This is a genomic window from Bacillaceae bacterium S4-13-56 (genome assembly GCA_040191315.1).
GTDB lineage: Bacteria > Bacillota > Bacilli > Bacillales > JAWJLM01 > JAWJLM01.
The window spans coordinates 1-17,521 of sequence record JAWJLM010000083.1; the positions used below are offsets into that span (position 1 = coordinate 1).

Annotated in this window: 20 protein-coding genes; 7 read left to right on the forward strand and 13 right to left on the reverse strand. The window is 36.5% G+C overall.

Annotated features, from left to right (window positions below):
- From RZN25_15900 to RZN25_15920, 5 genes are all read right to left on the reverse strand, one after another.
- Positions 1–635: transposase (locus RZN25_15900; protein ID MEQ6378296.1), on the reverse strand; the 635-nt coding region annotated here is incomplete at its 3' end.
- A 489-nt stretch (positions 636–1,124) separates the two neighbouring features.
- On the reverse strand, positions 1,125–1,532 hold the full coding sequence (locus RZN25_15905; protein MEQ6378297.1) for a hypothetical protein: 408 nt from the start codon (positions 1,530–1,532) through the stop codon (positions 1,125–1,127).
- 186 nt (positions 1,533–1,718) lie between these two features.
- Positions 1,719–2,114, reverse strand: coding sequence for a cell wall hydrolase (locus RZN25_15910; protein MEQ6378298.1), 396 nt, complete (start codon positions 2,112–2,114; stop codon positions 1,719–1,721).
- Positions 2,115–2,200: 86 nt separating this feature from the next.
- Positions 2,201–2,581, reverse strand: coding sequence for a LysM domain-containing protein (locus RZN25_15915; protein ID MEQ6378299.1), 381 nt, complete (start codon positions 2,579–2,581; stop codon positions 2,201–2,203).
- A gap of 126 nt (positions 2,582–2,707) precedes the next feature.
- The gene (locus RZN25_15920; GenBank protein ID MEQ6378300.1) at positions 2,708–2,941 is read right to left on the reverse strand and encodes a hypothetical protein; all 234 of its coding nucleotides are present in this window, start codon (positions 2,939–2,941) and stop codon (positions 2,708–2,710) included.
- Positions 2,942–3,094: 153 nt separating this feature from the next.
- Here RZN25_15920 and RZN25_15925 point away from each other — a divergent pair, with 153 nt between their 5' ends.
- From RZN25_15925 to RZN25_15935, 3 genes are all read left to right on the forward strand, one after another.
- The gene (locus RZN25_15925; protein MEQ6378301.1) at positions 3,095–3,247 is read left to right on the forward strand and encodes a DUF1540 domain-containing protein; all 153 of its coding nucleotides are present in this window, start codon (positions 3,095–3,097) and stop codon (positions 3,245–3,247) included.
- Between the two features lie 214 nt (positions 3,248–3,461).
- Entirely contained in the window at positions 3,462–3,665 is a 204-nt protein-coding gene (locus tag RZN25_15930) for an alpha/beta-type small acid-soluble spore protein (protein ID MEQ6378302.1), read from the forward strand.
- A 62-nt stretch (positions 3,666–3,727) separates the two neighbouring features.
- Entirely contained in the window at positions 3,728–3,931 is a 204-nt protein-coding gene (locus RZN25_15935; GenBank protein ID MEQ6378303.1) for an alpha/beta-type small acid-soluble spore protein, read from the forward strand.
- Positions 3,932–4,047: 116 nt separating this feature from the next.
- Here the strand turns inward: RZN25_15935 and RZN25_15940 are convergent, their stop codons facing one another.
- Entirely contained in the window at positions 4,048–5,049 is a 1,002-nt protein-coding gene (locus RZN25_15940) for a DUF3231 family protein (protein MEQ6378304.1), read from the reverse strand.
- A 695-nt stretch (positions 5,050–5,744) separates the two neighbouring features.
- Between RZN25_15940 and RZN25_15945 the strand changes: the two genes are divergently transcribed.
- Both RZN25_15945 and RZN25_15950 read left to right on the forward strand, forming a co-directional pair.
- Positions 5,745–5,966, forward strand: coding sequence for a hypothetical protein (locus RZN25_15945; protein MEQ6378305.1), 222 nt, complete (start codon positions 5,745–5,747; stop codon positions 5,964–5,966).
- 80 nt (positions 5,967–6,046) lie between these two features.
- Positions 6,047–6,223 (forward strand): hypothetical protein, encoded by a 177-nt coding sequence (locus RZN25_15950; GenBank protein ID MEQ6378306.1) that lies wholly within the window; start codon positions 6,047–6,049, stop codon positions 6,221–6,223.
- Between the two features lie 981 nt (positions 6,224–7,204).
- Here the strand turns inward: RZN25_15950 and RZN25_15955 are convergent.
- From RZN25_15955 to RZN25_15975, 5 genes are all read right to left on the reverse strand, one after another.
- A complete protein-coding gene (locus RZN25_15955) occupies positions 7,205–11,620 on the reverse strand; it encodes a hypothetical protein (protein MEQ6378307.1) in 4,416 nt (1,471 codons plus the stop codon).
- Complete coding sequence (locus RZN25_15960; protein MEQ6378308.1) at positions 11,607–12,347, reverse strand: DUF6063 family protein; 741 nt, start codon at positions 12,345–12,347, stop codon at positions 11,607–11,609. The genes RZN25_15955 and RZN25_15960 overlap by 14 nt, the downstream gene beginning before the upstream one ends.
- Positions 12,319–13,848: a replicative DNA helicase gene (locus RZN25_15965; GenBank protein MEQ6378309.1), complete on the reverse strand. Its 1,530-nt coding sequence runs from the start codon at positions 13,846–13,848 to the stop codon at positions 12,319–12,321. Before RZN25_15965 ends, RZN25_15960 begins: the two co-directional genes overlap by 29 nt.
- On the reverse strand, positions 13,830–14,852 hold the full coding sequence (locus RZN25_15970; GenBank protein ID MEQ6378310.1) for a DUF2220 family protein: 1,023 nt from the start codon (positions 14,850–14,852) through the stop codon (positions 13,830–13,832). Before RZN25_15970 ends, RZN25_15965 begins: the two co-directional genes overlap by 19 nt.
- Positions 14,853–15,121: 269 nt before the next feature.
- Positions 15,122–15,304, reverse strand: coding sequence for a hypothetical protein (locus tag RZN25_15975; GenBank protein ID MEQ6378311.1), 183 nt, complete (start codon positions 15,302–15,304; stop codon positions 15,122–15,124).
- A gap of 238 nt (positions 15,305–15,542) precedes the next feature.
- Between RZN25_15975 and RZN25_15980 the strand changes: the two genes are divergently transcribed.
- Positions 15,543–15,731 (forward strand): hypothetical protein, encoded by a 189-nt coding sequence (locus RZN25_15980; protein MEQ6378312.1) that lies wholly within the window; start codon positions 15,543–15,545, stop codon positions 15,729–15,731.
- A gap of 516 nt (positions 15,732–16,247) precedes the next feature.
- Positions 16,248–16,724 carry a CarD family transcriptional regulator gene (locus RZN25_15985; protein ID MEQ6378313.1) on the forward strand — a complete coding sequence of 159 codons (477 nt, stop codon included), beginning with the start codon at positions 16,248–16,250 and terminating at the stop codon, positions 16,722–16,724.
- A gap of 293 nt (positions 16,725–17,017) precedes the next feature.
- Here RZN25_15985 and RZN25_15990 read toward each other — a convergent pair whose 3' ends face one another.
- Together RZN25_15990 and RZN25_15995 are read right to left on the reverse strand one after the other, a co-directional pair.
- On the reverse strand, positions 17,018–17,119 hold the full coding sequence (locus RZN25_15990; GenBank protein ID MEQ6378314.1) for a putative holin-like toxin: 102 nt from the start codon (positions 17,117–17,119) through the stop codon (positions 17,018–17,020).
- Between the two features lie 159 nt (positions 17,120–17,278).
- A complete protein-coding gene (locus tag RZN25_15995; protein MEQ6378315.1) occupies positions 17,279–17,461 on the reverse strand; it encodes a DUF2397 family protein in 183 nt (60 codons plus the stop codon).
- Positions 17,462–17,521 lie beyond the last annotated feature (60 nt).

The window sequence follows — 17,521 nt, forward strand, 5'->3', positions numbered from 1 at the left end:
TCTTCCTCTTGCTCATCATTCAATTGCAAATATGTCTCAAAAAACCAAGTAATCAGAGATGCACGGGCTTGGTCCAATTCAAGCCGAATTAATATTCGAAAAAACTCTTTTTTCACTTCTACTTTTTCACTCTCATTATATCCCATTTTGCTTAATAATGCCGCCGCAACTGGATTATATTTCCTTAAATAGTTTCGCCAATCTTCTTTTTTTAACTCAATGGTCAAGTAATTGAAATCTAAAATAGGTTGGGCGGAAAAGGTCATGGAGAAATTGTTGGGTTCATTTTTTATGAAGTCATAACTGAAGAGGGCGATTGGGAGGATCTTGCGTCTGTATTTTTCAAATAGCCGGCTAAAGTAGATAAACATTCGTTCATTAAATTCTTCTTGGTGGTAAGATTGGGGCTCGACATGGATGTTAACTAACCCATCTTCTCCTTTCAGCTTCGTTTCCACAAGGATGTCAACCTTATATTTTTCACCTACGATAACATCCGTGTACACCTCCTGAGACAAAAATTTGACTTGCCGGAAATCGATCTCTTCGTAAACATCCGGAAAAAAGAGTAGCATAAACTCTTCAAAAAACGTTGAGATAAGTTCTTTGAACAATCTGTCATGGTCCACAGTCATTTTGTTCCTCCTTTTCCTACTAGGTTCAATAAATTGAGAAGTTTATAATGATAGATTACCAGATTCAAACATTTTTTGTCGAAACGCCAAAATGCATTTTTTCTATCATTCTATCTTTGAAAAAAACCTTTTTTTCTCAAAAAGCTTCATATTTCAACAAAATGGACCCCCTACAAAAATTCATTTTCAGTAGATTTTCAAACGTGTTGGTGGAGACGGTTCTTACCAACACACCCTACCCCTGATGTAGCAAGGTTTCTCTATTGATGCCACTGTTCTTCAAATTAAAAGAGATCTCGTAAAATGAGGGGGATACGAGACCTCTTGGTAACAGTATAAGTAGGGAAGGGGCAGTTCCGTACTCCTATTAAGATTATAATTGATATTGATTATTCATCGTCAATTAAATATTCAATTTTCTTGAATTAAGTCATCAAAGTTTCTTCATGTCAAGCTGGCAACAGACCGGATTTAAAAATAACTACTTTTCTACTGATGTAATTCAACCCGACCTATAAAGGTAGCCAACTTCTCCTTTAAATCTATCAATTGGTTCCGTTCAGTTGTATCCTCTAGAAAAGACATCTTTTCCTTCTTATCCAGAGATTGATTGATGTGAAAATGTAAATAATTCAATTTAAGCTCTATATCCAACAAAGATAGTAATTGTCCATCCGAATTATACTGATCCAATTCATCAGGCCTCATATAGAATGGAAATTGGCCATTTATGAAGGTTAAGTGGTACCACCCATTCCCAATCGTAAACTTTCGATCATTGGTCACCTCTATTACATCACCCTCTTTAAGGGTAAAAAAACAGTCATGCTTTTTTTCGTGACAAAAACAGTTCATTCGATGTTTAAATGTATTAGCAACAACAAAGTGTTGACGCATTCCCATTTCCTCCTTTATCCTCCACCTATATTCTTCATTATAGTTGAAAATGATTATCATTTCCAATGAATGATTTGTTACAATGTGTCAATGTGCAAATGGGGACGGTTCTTACCAACACCCTCATACCCTGGCACACCAAAAAAACCAAAGTGGATTTCTCCACCATGGCCTGAATAAAAAATCCTAATAAGAAAATGTATGGTTTCCTATTATGGTTGAAACCTCCCGACTTTCAAGATAAGGGCTCGATGCTTTATCGGGGTTATAGTAAAATAAAGCTCCATTAGTTGGGTCTTCCCCGTTGATCGCTCGTCGTGCCGCTTCATAGTTTTCTTCATTAAGAGTAGCTGAATAGATATCGTCCGTTCCTACTGGAGTAAATTGATAGTAGCTGTAACTCTGTTCAAACAAAACATCTTTTATATTATTAGGAAATAAAGGACTTTCGACACGATTCATAATCTCAGCCCCAATGGCAATTTGACCTTCTAATGATTCCCCTCTACCTTCACTGAAAATCATTTTAGCAAGCCACTCCACTTCCTCTTGACTAACCCCATCATTTTGTCCAGTTTCCACTTGTTGTGTTCCAAGTTGCTGAGCTCCATTTTGGAATAGTTAAAGTCTGTCCCATATGTAAAAAATCTGAGGTTAACTGGTTCGTTCTAAATAATATCATCCACTGTCGTCCCATAACGAGCTGCTATTCCATATAGCGTATCCCCTGCCGAAACCGTATAGGAGGAAGAAAAAGACCGTGATTCCTTGACAGGAGATTTTGCAGCTGCAGCTTTATTTATGGGCATAGCACCAATTCCTAAAGCGGATAAAACCATGGCACCAGCCATTATTTTAATAGTTTTAACAGATAAAGAAGGAAACTTTTCTTTCACAAATTGAATTGCTTCTTCTTTCAAATTGGATTCATCTACTTTAGGGACAGTACCTAATTCATCCGAGAATTCCGTTAGATTTTTGTTGAGGTATAATACCACTTCTATTCCTTGTTCCGTTTGATTAATTCTATAATGTATAAATGGTTCCACTCATTTCACCATCCTTACACCTCATACTGTCCCCTTTCAGATGCATTTTTATAATTCATCAAAATCACTTTCTTAAAATTACAAACATCAAAAAAGCCAACGATCCCCCGTTTAGGAACAGTCAGCTCATTCTTGTTTTGGCATGGTAAAAATTTTACCATTATTCAACTCACACCAGTCATCTAATACGTCGTCGTAGGTGTCCTTCTCTCCATATTTTTCATAAAAATATTCCTTATTCTCGAACATTTCCATAGAACCATCCTCTAGCATAGAAATCATTTGGAAAGTGTTTAAATTAAAAACCTTTGAGATAGCAATTAATTCACCTATATGAACATCATTCGCAACATTTTTCACTTACTTCCTCCCCTTTGTAGTCCAGAATGGTTCACTCCATAAAAAGATACTCTAATTATTAAGCTAACCGCCATTTAGGAAAATCATACAAAAAGAAAAAAGTATCAATCCAACAAAAGATGCTAAGGATAAGTAATAAGGGAGGTGATCGTAGTGGCTAAAGATGTTCTTTGTGAAGTGGATAACTGTAAATTTTGGGACACAGGAAATAAATGTGCTGCTGATGCCATCTATGTAGTCAGCCATAAAGGGAAAAAAGCGTCCGATAGTTCAGAAACGGATTGCAAAACATTTATTCCATCCTAAGCATTACTTTTGAAGGGGTAGCCTAATAGGGGCTATCCCTTTCTCTCTTTTATTATTGATAACAATTCTCAATTTGATACATCATTTGTGAAACAATCCTGTGAAACAATATTTTTCGGGAAGTGACAGGCACCAACCAAAAATTACCTGTTGATTTCACACATAAGATGTGCATTCATGTGTAAATGATAGTGGGTACAGGAGGTGATAGAAAATGCCAAGCAGTAACAACTCAAACAAGCTATTAGTTCCCGGCATTGAGCAAGCACTAGACCAAATGAAGTATGAAATTGCACAAGAGTTTGGTGTAAATCCTGGTGCAGATACAACTTCTCGTGCTAATGGTTCTGTAGGCGGAGAAATCACCAAAAGACTAGTCCAAACCGCTGAACAGCAATTTGGTGGTCAATCTAAATAGTTTCTTTTTAAACTAACACTTGAATTAAAATATTTCAAAAAAACTTTAGGAGGTAATTTATCATGGCAAGCAATAACAATAATCAATTACTAGTACCTGGAGTAGAGCAAGCATTAGATCAAATGAAGTATGAGATCGCTCAAGAATTTGGTGTAAACCTTGGAGCAGAAACAACATCTCGTGCTAACGGTTCTGTAGGCGGAGAAATCACTAAGCGTTTAGTACAAACTGCTCAACAACAACTTAATGGTGGACAATTTAAGTAAAAATTAATATAGATGGCTAAGGAGGCACGCTTAATAGGTGCCTCCCTTTTTGTTCAAAAAGACCGTAGCAAAATATGTCCCCTAGATAAGCGGTTCCCTTAAAGGAACGGCTTTCCTTAACTTTCTTGGATCTCTTGTCTATCAGGCGTTTGAGGGGGTTTTTCTACCCATCCATTTTCAACTCCTATTTTAGCCCCTGCAGATGCATATTTTCCTATTTGTGCGATTAATGAAGAATATTCTCCAATCAAATCCGTTCTCATACTTGCCGCAATAGCTTGTCCTAAATTACCGATAGAGACCATACTAAGCATGGCTACAGCCCCCATCATCAATTTATCTGAGAAAGGTGAAATAGAACTTCTTGTCACAATCCCTCCGGATGCAAAAGGAGTATTTGTTTTATCTTTTCGGATAATCTTTTCTAAAGTCTCAATTAGTTTTGTTGATATTCGACAACCCTCTTGAAAATATTCTCTCACTTCTTTATCCTCTGCTACCTGGGCAAAACCCTCAATCAAAGCCCGTCCTATTGTATTTGCTTCAATATTATTAGACAAATGATTGATTTCTACTGCAAGTAAAGGCCTTTTATGTAAGGTTAAGTACCCACTAAAGAAGTGTTCATCATGGATATACTCCACTTTTTCAGGATAAGGAATATAAGGTGAACGAACAAGCTCCCCTTTCATTTTCAACAAACTTATAGCTCTTTTGTATAATTGGCTACTTTGATTTAATGCTGATAAAAAGAAGTTTAGAACATCCTCTCGGTAAGATGTTCCAAGTGCCATACTATGGGCATGTGAACCAACTCGTCCCATTTTTTGTAGGTACCTTAAATAAAACCCATCAGAATAGAGTCGTGGGGCATCTTCAACCACATCTGCATATGAGTATCCTTGTGGAATAGGCATCTTTTCTTTTTCGAAAATGGAAGTAAGGGTTTCTAGGTGACTCTCTGACAGGCTTTTTGCATGTTCCAGAAGTTCTTTTATTTCCTGGTCATCAACATTGGCTAAGAAATGTTTCATCATGCAAATATTTAAGCTATCTGCTACATAACAACTCCATAAATTTCCGATTTCAGATGAGACTAAACTTGGATTATGTTCCATAAAAAACCTCCTGACAAAGGTTATTATACTCTTTACAAGAGGAATTATGTAAAAAACTGTAACTTTTTACATTTTTTAAATCGATTCTATTAAAACTTCTCCATACTTACTATGACTTAGCGTAATTTAGCTTAACATGAATCAGGAGGCACTAACTCAGCGCCTCTCCTGGCGCAACAAGCAAACCCTGAGCATCTTTTAACAAAACTCCCTTAAAAAACATAAATCCTTGTATGATCACAATGTTACTTTTCTCAAACGTATAGCAAGGTTTCCCCCACTACAGTTCTTCGGTTTAGGTTTCATCAAATGGAACATAGTTCACATTCAAGGATGATCCTTTTCAATCTCTTCATTTCTTCCGACCACATTACCTCTTTACTAAAATATTCATCACCCTTTGGATTAAGGTTACCAAAAGCCATCACTGGGCACCCCCTCTTACGCTCTGCCACTATATGGTTCATTTAAATAATGGCCCAACTCATACTAAATGGAAGTTAGTAGCTTTACCATACGGATAATAACATCTAATTTTCTAATTTTTTCGGAATATTTTAAATTTTATTTCAGTTATGGTATAATACCTTCACTAAGTTTTTTTCTTTCACATATACTTAATAACAAATATGGGATTAAACTCGGAAATCAATTTAAAATGCATCAAACTTCTAAAAACGGAAGGGGGTTAAGAGATGGAAATTTCTTTTAGTTGCAAGGGCAGTGCTCTACCATGCGAAGTAACGATCGATGACGACAATGGAAGGTACACAATCCGTAAAGCAGATTCTTCCGGAGAATATTTCAATTCTCCACAAGAATTAATAAAATGGGTCAAAGAAAATTTGTCCATCGACTATTTTACAGATAAAGAAAGCTATTTCGAATTTAAGAAAAAAATAGGAAGCTGGCTATAACTAAAAGCCTGACACCCAGCAGCATGGTAAAACATTACCTCACTGGGGTCAGGCCCAATGTCATAATGGTAGTAGAGCAAATGGAGAGAAACAATAATGACCTTGATTTTTTAACAGAAGTGGCAAATCAAATTTCTGCTAGATCACAAAAGTCAGCCATTAATCCTGATGAAATCCTAGATGCATTTAAAGACGTCCTAGACAGCATGGTGACCGCTGAGATTGTTGATATGCCTCTTCATGCCTGCCCTAATTGAACTAGAAGAAGATTAACAATACAACCAATCCTATATGAATTCCGAGAAGAAACACCACCTTGAAGATATGATCAAAAGTTTATTTCTAAAAGATGTTTTATAATTCCTTCCAATTTTAAAATTTATTTTCCTTATGGTATAATAAAACTAGAAAATGAGTACATTGAAAAAGACCACAGTGGCAACTGCGGTCCTTAGATAAGCGGTTCCCCCAGAGGGATCGGCTATCTTGTGTCGATAGACCTCTCCTAATCACTTGATGGGTAAATAGGGAGGTCTATTTTCTATTGATCAAAGTTATGACCAATGCGGTAATGCAATTAAGAAGGTGCCAAACGCACTTAGCACCATGAGATTCTCATACATACTCATAGGCATCACCCCCTTTCACACGGGGCTAGCCGACCTCTCCCTAAAAGAACATTATCCTACTTAATTATATCATATCCTAAGAGAAAAAGAACAAATGTTCCCTTTCTTACTCTTGAATTTTTTTAGATTTATTCTCTATGCATTTTATTTTACAACTAACCATTTTTTTAGTTTCGAATCTTTACATACTTCTCAATCACCGGTTCCGACAAATTGCAGCCCTCCTATATTTTCTCTCATCAAATGCAACGTTACCCATTCTAATCCCTCCTACCAGGTCTCTTAAGGAAAATAATACCACCTATATATTGGGGACTTTGTGGCGATTTGTTAAACTTAGTTGTGATTCATACCAATCCGATTTTTTGAGTTTCTAACTTATATTATAAAAAAGATAGCTTTACCATCAAAACTCAATGACAAACATTAAATCATCATTTGTATCTTTCTGGACCCCAAGCTCTTCTCGATCCATTTTACAAGTTATAGTAATTCATAAAAGAGGTAAAATCAAAAAAACGTCTGCCCCAGTGAACGTGAACGTTTCATTACGTTGGGACAGGCGCTTTTTGATGATCGTTCCAATGTCATTCTAAATAACCGGTTTACCTAATCGAACAACTCCAACTGTTCAACCTCTCCTAGTCGATCTATAGTAGCTGGGTTGTGATCTTGGAAATAAGCATGGTGGAGCCACTTTTCTTTTGTCATTATTTTTTTGTTAGGGTCAACAGATGCTCGAAGGCGGCAACTATAGATTACAGGGAAATAGTCTTGAAGGAACTTTCCTTCTGCATGAGCTGTTAGTGCTATAATTTGGAACCCAAGCTGATCAGCGATAAAGAAGACTGGACTTAGTACATGATCACTAGATGCTTTCCCAAAAGGATTATCCAAGATTACAGCACGACTTCTTTTCATATTCGATTGGAGATGCTTTTTTTTCTCAGCAACATAATTTAATATTCCCAAAAATAGCGTCATGTTTTTACTCCATTTTTCTCCACCTGACCAAACATTACTTTGTTCCCATGTATAAGATCTAGTTGTAACTTGATTGTCGTTCGTAACCTTACGACAAGTCACCTTCATGACTTCATTATTCATAACCGTTTGCAATAACTGTTTAGACTGAAGCCAAGTTTCTACTTCTTTTCTTACCTTGCCATCATCCTGTAACCCTTGCGCATTTAAAAATCGTTCAGATTCTAATTGTTGCAATATCCATTCAATATAATCACGAATCCTCATTTTCCCAGTCTGCTCTTCCCATTCTGGAATGGAAAAAGAAAACACTTGTTTCCATTCATCTAAAACCTTCACTCTCGTTTTCTTCGGTATTTGCTTCAACTCTTCTACAAGAGTCAAAAGATGAGAGTGAATTTGATTGATAAACAATTGTAGTTCCTCATCACTTCTTCGTATATGTTCATTCGCATATTGAGATATACTTTCGATCCGAGAAAACATATTCTTTTTAAAATCAATAATGTCCTCATAGGTCTGTTTGTTTTCTACGCCGCTAATTGCCATTTGTTGCAGCTTGATATCTGATATTTTGTTCCTGCAAAAATCACTGAAATTCCGTCTCGCCTTAAAAACGCGATCTCTTTCTCCATCCACACTGCCTTTATCATCTTTTAACTGTGTCGTAAGATTTTCAACAAATGGTATACGGTGGTACATATATTGTCTCTTTTCCTCTTCCGACAATGGAAGAGCCTCAATATTAGGAGCATTAAAATGATGGCCTTCCACAAAAAGTTCCATTTTATGTTTTGCCGATTCCAAAGCTTCCCACTCTTTTTCCAATCGAGAAAGTTCCCGATCCAAAAAGCTTTTTCTCTCGTCTAACCCTTTTTTCTCCTTCTGTAAAATGGCAGCAACTTCATCTAGTGATGAAGAAAACACGATGATATCGGTGCTAGGAAATTTGGATCTGAATTCATCTTTCTTTCCATCCCATTTTCCTTCCTGGGCATCTCTGGACTTTTTCTTTTCCAAAAATATATTAGTGGCTTTCTCCAAAGAAACACCAAATTCTTTCAGTTGATTTCTCAGATTCTTTAGTCGCTGTTTTCCATCACTAGGAAACTCCATATTTACTATAAGATCCTGGTGATCTGTTATCAACTCTTTAACTTCATCCTCTAACTTGTCCAATGCATCTCTAGCCGCTTCTCGCTTAGCAATCCACTCCCCTTGAGCACGATTCACCTTTTCGATTTTTAACTTCCATTCATAGATTCTGTCTTTTAAAACCTGCTTTGACTCATAAGTATATATAGGATCGAGTTCTTTTAAAGATTGATACTCATCTTCTTCTTTGACCACATTAACCCTTGCAGAAATCTTATTTTTTCTATCAACAACATCTTCTCTTTCCTCTTTCAGCAAATTTAACTCGTTTGACATTTGACCTATTTTTTTTACAAGGTGATCAAGTTCTGCTTTCCTTTCCTCTTCTTGAGCCCTTTTCTCCTCCACCTCAGAAAAATAAGAGAGGTACTGTACTCCTTTTTCTACTTTACGTTCAAAACCTACTTTCTCTTCTCGATGGCTCTCCACCAGTTTTTTATTCCGTTGAGCTTCACCATTTAGTTTTTCTATCAACTCTAACTCTTTTTCAATCGAACGCTTCCCTTCTTCCAAGTGACGATTTAACATAGCCAAATCTTCTGTCCACTTTGACACTTTTTCAAAAGGATATTTCTCGATAAATTGGTGAAAGGCTCTTAAGCCCTCTTCCCACATTCTTATTTGTCGTTCCTTTTCCTCACGATATTCTGTTTTTTCTTGTGCTCTACTTCCAATTGCTTTTTTCCATTCCGCAAAATACTCCTCATTCAAATTACCACGCCAATGATTTGGTGGAATCCAAGAAACATTCGAATCATTTTTATGGACAGTCAAAGCTTCCTCTGTGCTTAGAACTATTATAGGAAACTGAAGATGCTCTGCAACATGTTGAAGCTTTTCTATTACTTTTGCCTTTGCTTTATTGGTAGTTACTAAGGTCACAGGCCATAAGCTGAATTTACCAAAAGCCTCCTTCTCTAACGGATCTAGTGACTGGAGGTATTCCACACCTGTTACTAAGTAATCCACTTGATTTTTCCAAGATACCAACTGTTCCTCCAAGAAAGCATCTCCAAAAAAGTGATCCTGTTTTGCATAATCATCGACAAAACGGTAAGCAATTCGCTCCTGGTATAAAAGAGAATTTCGATCTTTTTTAAGCTTCTCCATCTCTTCCAATAACCTTGTTTCAATTGAGTTTTGCTTTTGATAGACATCCTCTAATGTCACCCATTGGTTTCTCAGCTGTGATAGTTTCTGGATAACTGATGTTTGAGCTTCATCCATCTCTATGCGATGAAGAGTGATTTCTTTCTTTTCATCTTCCCAATTCCTTACGTTATCCTGAAGATTTTCTTTTCTTTCTACTGCTTCTCTAATCAAAAGCTCCTTTTGTCTTTCTTCTTGATGAAGTCTAATTATATCCTCTTCTAGAAATTGAATTCGTTCCTGCCATTTACTAAGCTCATCTTTTACATTTTCTTGGTTCGGATTTGCCAGAATTTCCTGTTTTAATTTCTCCAAATCTTTTAATCTGGATGAAATAACACTTTGAATTCCAACCAGAGATCCCCGAAGCACCTTCTCTTCTTCTTCCGACTGCTCCTTTTTCCTTTCGCCTTCCTCTATCCGCTCCAAAATAGGATTCAATTGATACTGAAACCCTTGCTCCTCTTTTTCTAACTTCTCTATTTCTTGAACGTACCAACCAAGCAAGGCACGGTTACCCTCATCAAGATGATCCTCGTAATTCTCTACTTCCTCCGAACGATCAAACTTTAACAGTTCTTCATTAGCGTGGGAAAGCTTGTCCTCCTGCTCTTTGCGTTGCACATTTAATTCGGCTAGTTTTAGAGAATAAAATTCCTTTTGATGTTGGAGTATTTTTTCTTCTAAGGAAGTTTTGTTCTCCGTAGCTTCTATATAATCCTTATCTAACAGCTTGAGTTTCCATTCTTCCTTATAAATATCATAGGAAGAAGATTTCACTAGATAAGCGTGGTGATTCGAACTCCACTCTTCTAACTTCCCCTTTACGTCGTTGATTTCCCTATCAATTGTCTGGATTTGTTCTAGGGTTTCCATCCATGTCCCTTTAACCCTTTGTTTCGTTTTGGTATAGGTCACTTCCTGACTGTGGAGAATTTCATAAGCGTGAACATAGCGCTCTAGTTCTTGTTGAATCTGCTTGTTTTCCTCTATAGTTTCTTTTAGTTTTTTATAGTTTTTGAGACTAGTGAGCCGTTGTTGAAACATATCTGCAAAAATGGATGCTTCATGACCAACAATCGAGTTTTCTACAGTTGGAATCAAAAGTCTATCAAAAAGTTGATTTGTTGTTTTGCAGTCATCAAAGAACGCCTCTACGCCGCCTTCTGCACTATTAATTTTGGCAATGCTATCCCATTCTGTAGAAATAATATGATATTGTTCTTCCAAATAAGCACGATATTCCTTTATCGTATGGAACGTTCTAGCGCTAAAGGTTTTCTCCCGCATGTGGCTATAATAATCCTGCATTTCGCCTTTTTCAGCAGTACGTTTTCCTTCTCTTCCCTCCCGGACAAACGGAATCCCTTCAATCCCATTTGGATCATTTGGGGAATATTCGTAAACATACCGCAAAGAGTCCAAACCTTGCTTTGTAGTAAATAGCGAAACTGCTGTGACCACATAACGTCTTGGGTGATCGTTATCAATCCATTCAATAGCAATATGGGCTGGGGCATTTTCAAGTAGAAGAGTATTTTTTATTTTTCTATCTGCTAAATCTACATGAGGAATGATTGCCTGAAGGGCCGTTTGAATCAACACCGTTTTTCCTCCACCATTTTCGAGCAAAATCGCGCCATTATGACTGTCAAACAAAAACATCTCGTCGTTATAACGCTTGTTTCCTTCCTCATAGACTATGTTAGTAAGACGAATTTTACTAATTGCTGGCATAGGATTCATCCCTTCCAAAACCGTAAATGAACTCAAAAATCCCTTTGTTATACTCCACTTCCATAAAATAGCGTTGTACAATCGTTTTCGCTTTTTCTGTTAAAGTGATTTCCTCATTGCCTATTTCGATAATTAACTCTTGATCTACCAAAAAACGTTTAACTGTATCCATAAAACTAAAACGACTAATTGTATTCCCACTCTGTTTTTTAGCCGTTTCTTTAATATCATCCATATCTTCCCACTTCTGTAAAATGAGACTCCAGTTATAGGAAAACTCTTTTTCTAACTCCTTTAATTTATCTTCCTCATGCATACGTAATTGTTCTATACGATCATGAATCAATCGCACCCACTCATCTAGTCTAATGAACTGCCTTGTTGGCTCTTGGTTTTGGTATGAATCATAAAAACTACCAAATAAAATAATCGTAGCAAAATACAATAAATAAATATCTCCATTTGTTGCCCCGGAACGAAGGTAATTTCGTTTAATCCAGTCATTACTAACATGAAATGGAGACAATTTAGTTTCGGGCACAAGAAACATTTGCTCACTTGTTCCCACAATAATGCAATCCACTTCTTGACTAAACGCGTCTAAAAGTCCACGAATATGATCATCCGCTCGATATTGCTGAATAGCTTCTTTGTCAGCAACGCCATCTCTCGCTAATATTGTATATATTTGAAAGGCCTTAAGTACGGTTTGCTCCGAATATTCCATCGTCATCCTCCTCTAATGTTATGACTAAGTCTTGTATGGAAAAGCGTTCTGAAGGTTTTAATATCTTGTTTGTTTCCTTTACATACAACGTCTGATTCTCTAAGAGAGCTACTGCTTCTCCAAGCAATGTCTTCCCCTCTTGTTCATCCACATCGCCTTTCCTTATCGGAGATCTTTGATGCAAAACTAACCAGAAATCGTAGAAGTATCGTTGTTGAATAATATCACCTAAATCTTTTCCTTTCAAAAATACTAGAAAGTCAGATAGTGTTTTTCCTTGATTTTGCTGATAGGCCTCTAAGTAATAACCCATTATTTCTTTATATTTCCTAGTTAACCATTGACGATAGGGACTATCCTTTCCATCGTGGTCAACTTCAACAAATCCCTGCTCCACTCGTTCCTCACGCTCTTCTGTAATATTTTGCTCTGCTAGGATCGTTAAAGGGGACCAAAAAGCATTTTCCTCTACTCTCAAGAAAGGATGAAGCAAACCTGGCATGGATTCTAATGGCAGTGGGACAGATACAATATTCGAAACAATGTCCTGATCAAAATTGAATGCTTGGATCCCCGTATAATATAAAGACTCTTGGGCTGTAACAAGAGTAGTATTCTTTAAAGAAAAAGTTTGATCCAAGAGTCTAGAATGATCGTAATGAACAGATTCTAATTCTGAAGTGATCTTCAGTATTAACTCGTAAGACTTCTTTTCTTTTTTATGAACATCTTTGGAATAGAGCCGTTCTCGTGTTTCTTTTACAAATTGTCTTAGCTCTTTAAATTCCTCATCTTCCCTCGTTAACCTTCCATAAATATCTTCAAGAAGCTCCTTATATCTTTCGAAGGTCTCCTCTGAAACAATACTTCGTTGAATCTCATGTTTTAGCTTAATCATTCGCTCATCTAAGCTTTCCACATCGATTCGCATCTCATTGATTTGTCGGAGTGCCCCCCTAAATTCACCCTTATCTAATTGCTTCCTAAGCATTAGTTGGTTTATCGATAATTGAAATTCACTATAAAATTCTTTTGTTGCGAAAATCAGTTCCAATCCGTCCTCATCAAGCGTATAAAATTGAGTATTGGTTTTCACATCAAAATTATTAGCCTTCAAGATACTGTACTCGATGGATTCTTCTCGTCCTTCTTCCCAATTAAAAAACATATAATTTCTTTTTCTCCCGGTAGTAGGACGAAAGGTTTGAATAATGGCACGTGCTATTCGCTCATAATCGGATTCATCCAAGCGATACTGACCTTTGGTTAAATCTTGTAAAAATAATGCTAGATGCCTAGCACCAGTCTTATACTGCCTCATCATTTTTTGTTCGAAAAAGAAAAGAAGAGTTAGTAACCCAAGGCCTTTCATGTCAAGGTTGTTTCCTAATAGATCTTGCTCTCGTTTACGATCAAGTTCATAGAGTGGATCAAATAGGGCGAGTCTTCTTATTCGTTCCCTATATCCACTTGTTACTTCCTTTAGTTCGAGCTCGTCCAATTAGAATCCCTCCAAATCTTTTGCAATTCTTTAGTTTTAAGAGTCTCTTGAGGCAAATACTTCCCATTATCTAAAATTCTATGGATCATGGACATCTCCTCATTAGAAAAAAAGGATAAAAATTGATCCATCGCATCTTTATTTTCTCTTTGATATTCCTTTCCAACTGCGGGTTCCTTTTGTAAACAAGCCTGATAGAACGGAATGGCTAGCTCTACTTTTAGCTTTTGATTTAATAAATGCCAAATCGTAATTCCTTCTCGATCCAAATCGCCAAAATAAAAAAACTGATGATTGGCTTGAACAGGGAATTGCATGGCAAATTGCTCTATACTTTTGATAACAGCCTTACCACAGCCGTATATTAAGGTAGAAAAATCCGTTTCTTCTATAACAGGGAGTAATCCTTGATATGAAGTTTTGTTTTCCACTATGAAGTGAAGTTGATCTGGGGAATTAAGTTTACCAGGGTTTATCGCAAACATTAGAGGTTCAGAAACAGGTATAATTTTGAGTTTATCAAAAAGCTGAATTCTTTCTAACACTTCTTTCCCACTCTTCTCAACGATCCATTTCTCATCCCCTACCAATTCATAGCTTCTCTCTGGCGCAGGAACTGTTTCAGAAGGGAGAGTGGTATGTTTAAGATAACAATCTATTTTCTGAAGGTAAGGAAGATCTTTTTTCCAGTAAGATGGATCCTTGCCATAATAAAAATCAAGATTTATGAGTGAATGAAATAAACTACGGTAACGTTGTAGTTCAAGATGAAAGTCCTCAGAGAGCATGCTTTTATTGATTCTGTATTGAAAGGCAATCGATGGATTACGATTCGTTCTACCTTTAGATTTCACCATGGTTAGAATTCCATCACTTTCCAAGTCCAATACTACTTTTGAAAAGTCGTCATAAGAATCATAATATTTCTCCCCGAATTGCTCTAATTCATGTAACCCTATCGATTTATTCTTATAGGTAGACAAAAACTTTTGTAGTTTTTTCAATCGACATACACTCCTATATTTTTACATTATTCACGTCTTTCATTTTACTAGAAAAAATAGTATAGGTGCAGTATTTTTGCTTTAGATACAATAATACCCGTTCCTTTCTATGTTCATAATGCACACAAAGGAACAGGCATTTTGATAATTACTGAGACTGTTGGTAACCCATGGTACATTTCAATCCTCACTTTATGCGTCTCCTTACTCTAAGAAATTTTTGTTCTTTTACTTCCATTGTTTCATGATCGGTATAGAAAATCTAATATTCACAAGTAGGATCGGCTAGATGAAGTTTTTTTATATCCTTTCCATGCAAAAGTGGACTCGAGGAAATTAGAGATAACTGACAATTCATCAACATAACGTGTAGAGTTTTGTGAGTAGGCAGAAATTGCTTCAACAAGCAGCCATTGCTCTGGGTATTGTTTCCTTACTTGATCCCATTTCACTGATTGCACTTCCTTTTTCTATGTTTCAATTATATCATTTTAAATTATATTGAATAGATTAAGGGTAGGGAGACTATTTTTGAGAAACCACGATATACTATCCTACTGAATTTTCATAAAGAAAACAGGAAAAAACGGTAAACTTTATACATGTTTTATTAATAGTGATTCCCGATATAAGAAACAATATATTCCCCTAACAAAACATAACATTATAACTGGAAGTGGAAGGATAAATATGGATCAAGAAATTTCCGTAGAATCTGGAGACAAAATCAAAGTACTTAGTGGTGAAAACAAAAGTGAAACAGGAAAAATAATTGCTGAATACAACAATTCAGCATCCATTGAATTAGATAAGAAAAGTGCAAGCGCCCTTGACCATCGACGGCGGCGGACCTCATCGATATTAAGGATCGTCGGCTAAAGCCGTCACATCACATCATGTGACAACGCCGACGTGACCTACTAACATCGTGTAGGCCCAAAGGAAACACGGTTCACGAGGGCTCACAGGATGCGAGTCCGTTCGGTGTTGCGAATCACTTCGGTGGGACGAGTAATCGCAGTCCCAACACGATGTCGCGTTTTTAACCGAACCTCCTTCATTGATGTTGACTTATCGATGGAGAGGAAGGAACCGACTCTAGTCGATAGGGCGCTGGAGCTAGACAAATTTTATACTTTTTTTGAAAGAAAGGAGAAAACGGGAGACCACTGAAAATTGTATTAGGTCACAAAAAATATGGATTGATCTCTAACTATTAATGCTTAATTTTCACACACTTTAGAAGGCTTTGCGCTTTTTTTCGTGAATTTACGAGCAATGGCAGGCCCCTAATGTTTTTAAATAAAAATGGTTGACTGTAAATATTAAATTATGATATTATAATTTATTTGATTAAAAATATTTTATATGCTATAGTTAATAAGGTAATCATACATGGAGGTGGATTTTTTGTTTCAAATTGGCGATAACATTGTTTATCCAATGCAAGGAGCAGGTATAATTAAATCCATAGAAGAAAAGGAATTCTCGGGGGAAGTAAGACAGTATTATGTTATAAATATGTTAGTTAGTAATATGCAAGTCATGATTCCTAAGGGTAATATATTGAATTCAAATATACGACCAGTTACTGACATGGGTGCATTAAAACAAATCATACAGATTTTCCAGCATGGAGAATCAGATAACTTACTGACATGGAAAGAAAGGCATAAAATAAACACGGATAAAATAAAAAAAGGCAGACTACAAGAATGTGCTGAAGTTGTACGTGATTTAAAACGTATGGATAAAGAAAAAGCACTGAACTCAAGCGAAAAGAAGTTGTTTGATAAAGCTAACCACTTTTTGATTAGTGAAATTAGATTAATTAAAGGCGTCACTGAAAACCAAATAAATATTTTCTGTTAAGGCTCACTTTTATACAAACACTCGACTCACAAATAATTAAAGGTGAGTCTTTTTGTTTACTGCTGGTTTCTGATAAATCTAAGATTTAGGCCCTATGTTTGGGAATCACTTCTTCAAGATTTTTCGAATTTTAAATTTGTGTACGTTATGGTATAATAAGACTAGAAATTGAATACATTGTAAAAGACCACAGCTGCGAACTGTGGTCCTTAGATAAGCGGTTCCCCCAGAGGGATCGGCTATCCATTGAGGAATAGACCTCTCCTAAGAACTTTACGGGTAAATAGGGAGGTCTATTTTCTATTGATCAAAGATATGACCAATGCGAGTAATGCAATCAAGAAGGTGCCGAATGCACTCAACACCATAAGACTCTCATACATACTCATAGGCATCACCCCCTTTCACACGGGGCTAGCCGACCTCTCCCTAAAAGAACATTATCTTATTTGATTATATCATATTCCCTAAACAGATAGGAACGTTTGTTCTTATGAAGATTTGTGTTCATACTAAATTGCTAAATTTACAAATGGATCTCCTCTACCATCTGTTCAACTAATGCTTCTTGATATCCAGCAGTCTTTCTCACTTTCATTTCTGCTACTATAGATCTCTTCAGGAAATAAAAACTCCCACATCCGCTCATGCTGAATATAAAAATACCTTAAAATAGCACGATAACTCCATGCTTTTTCCGTCGTCAAATACGACGCTTCCCGAACACGTTTAAACATCTAAAATGGATCTCCTCTAGGACGCGGTGTTTGTCAAGTTAGTTGTCGTTTTTAATCCCA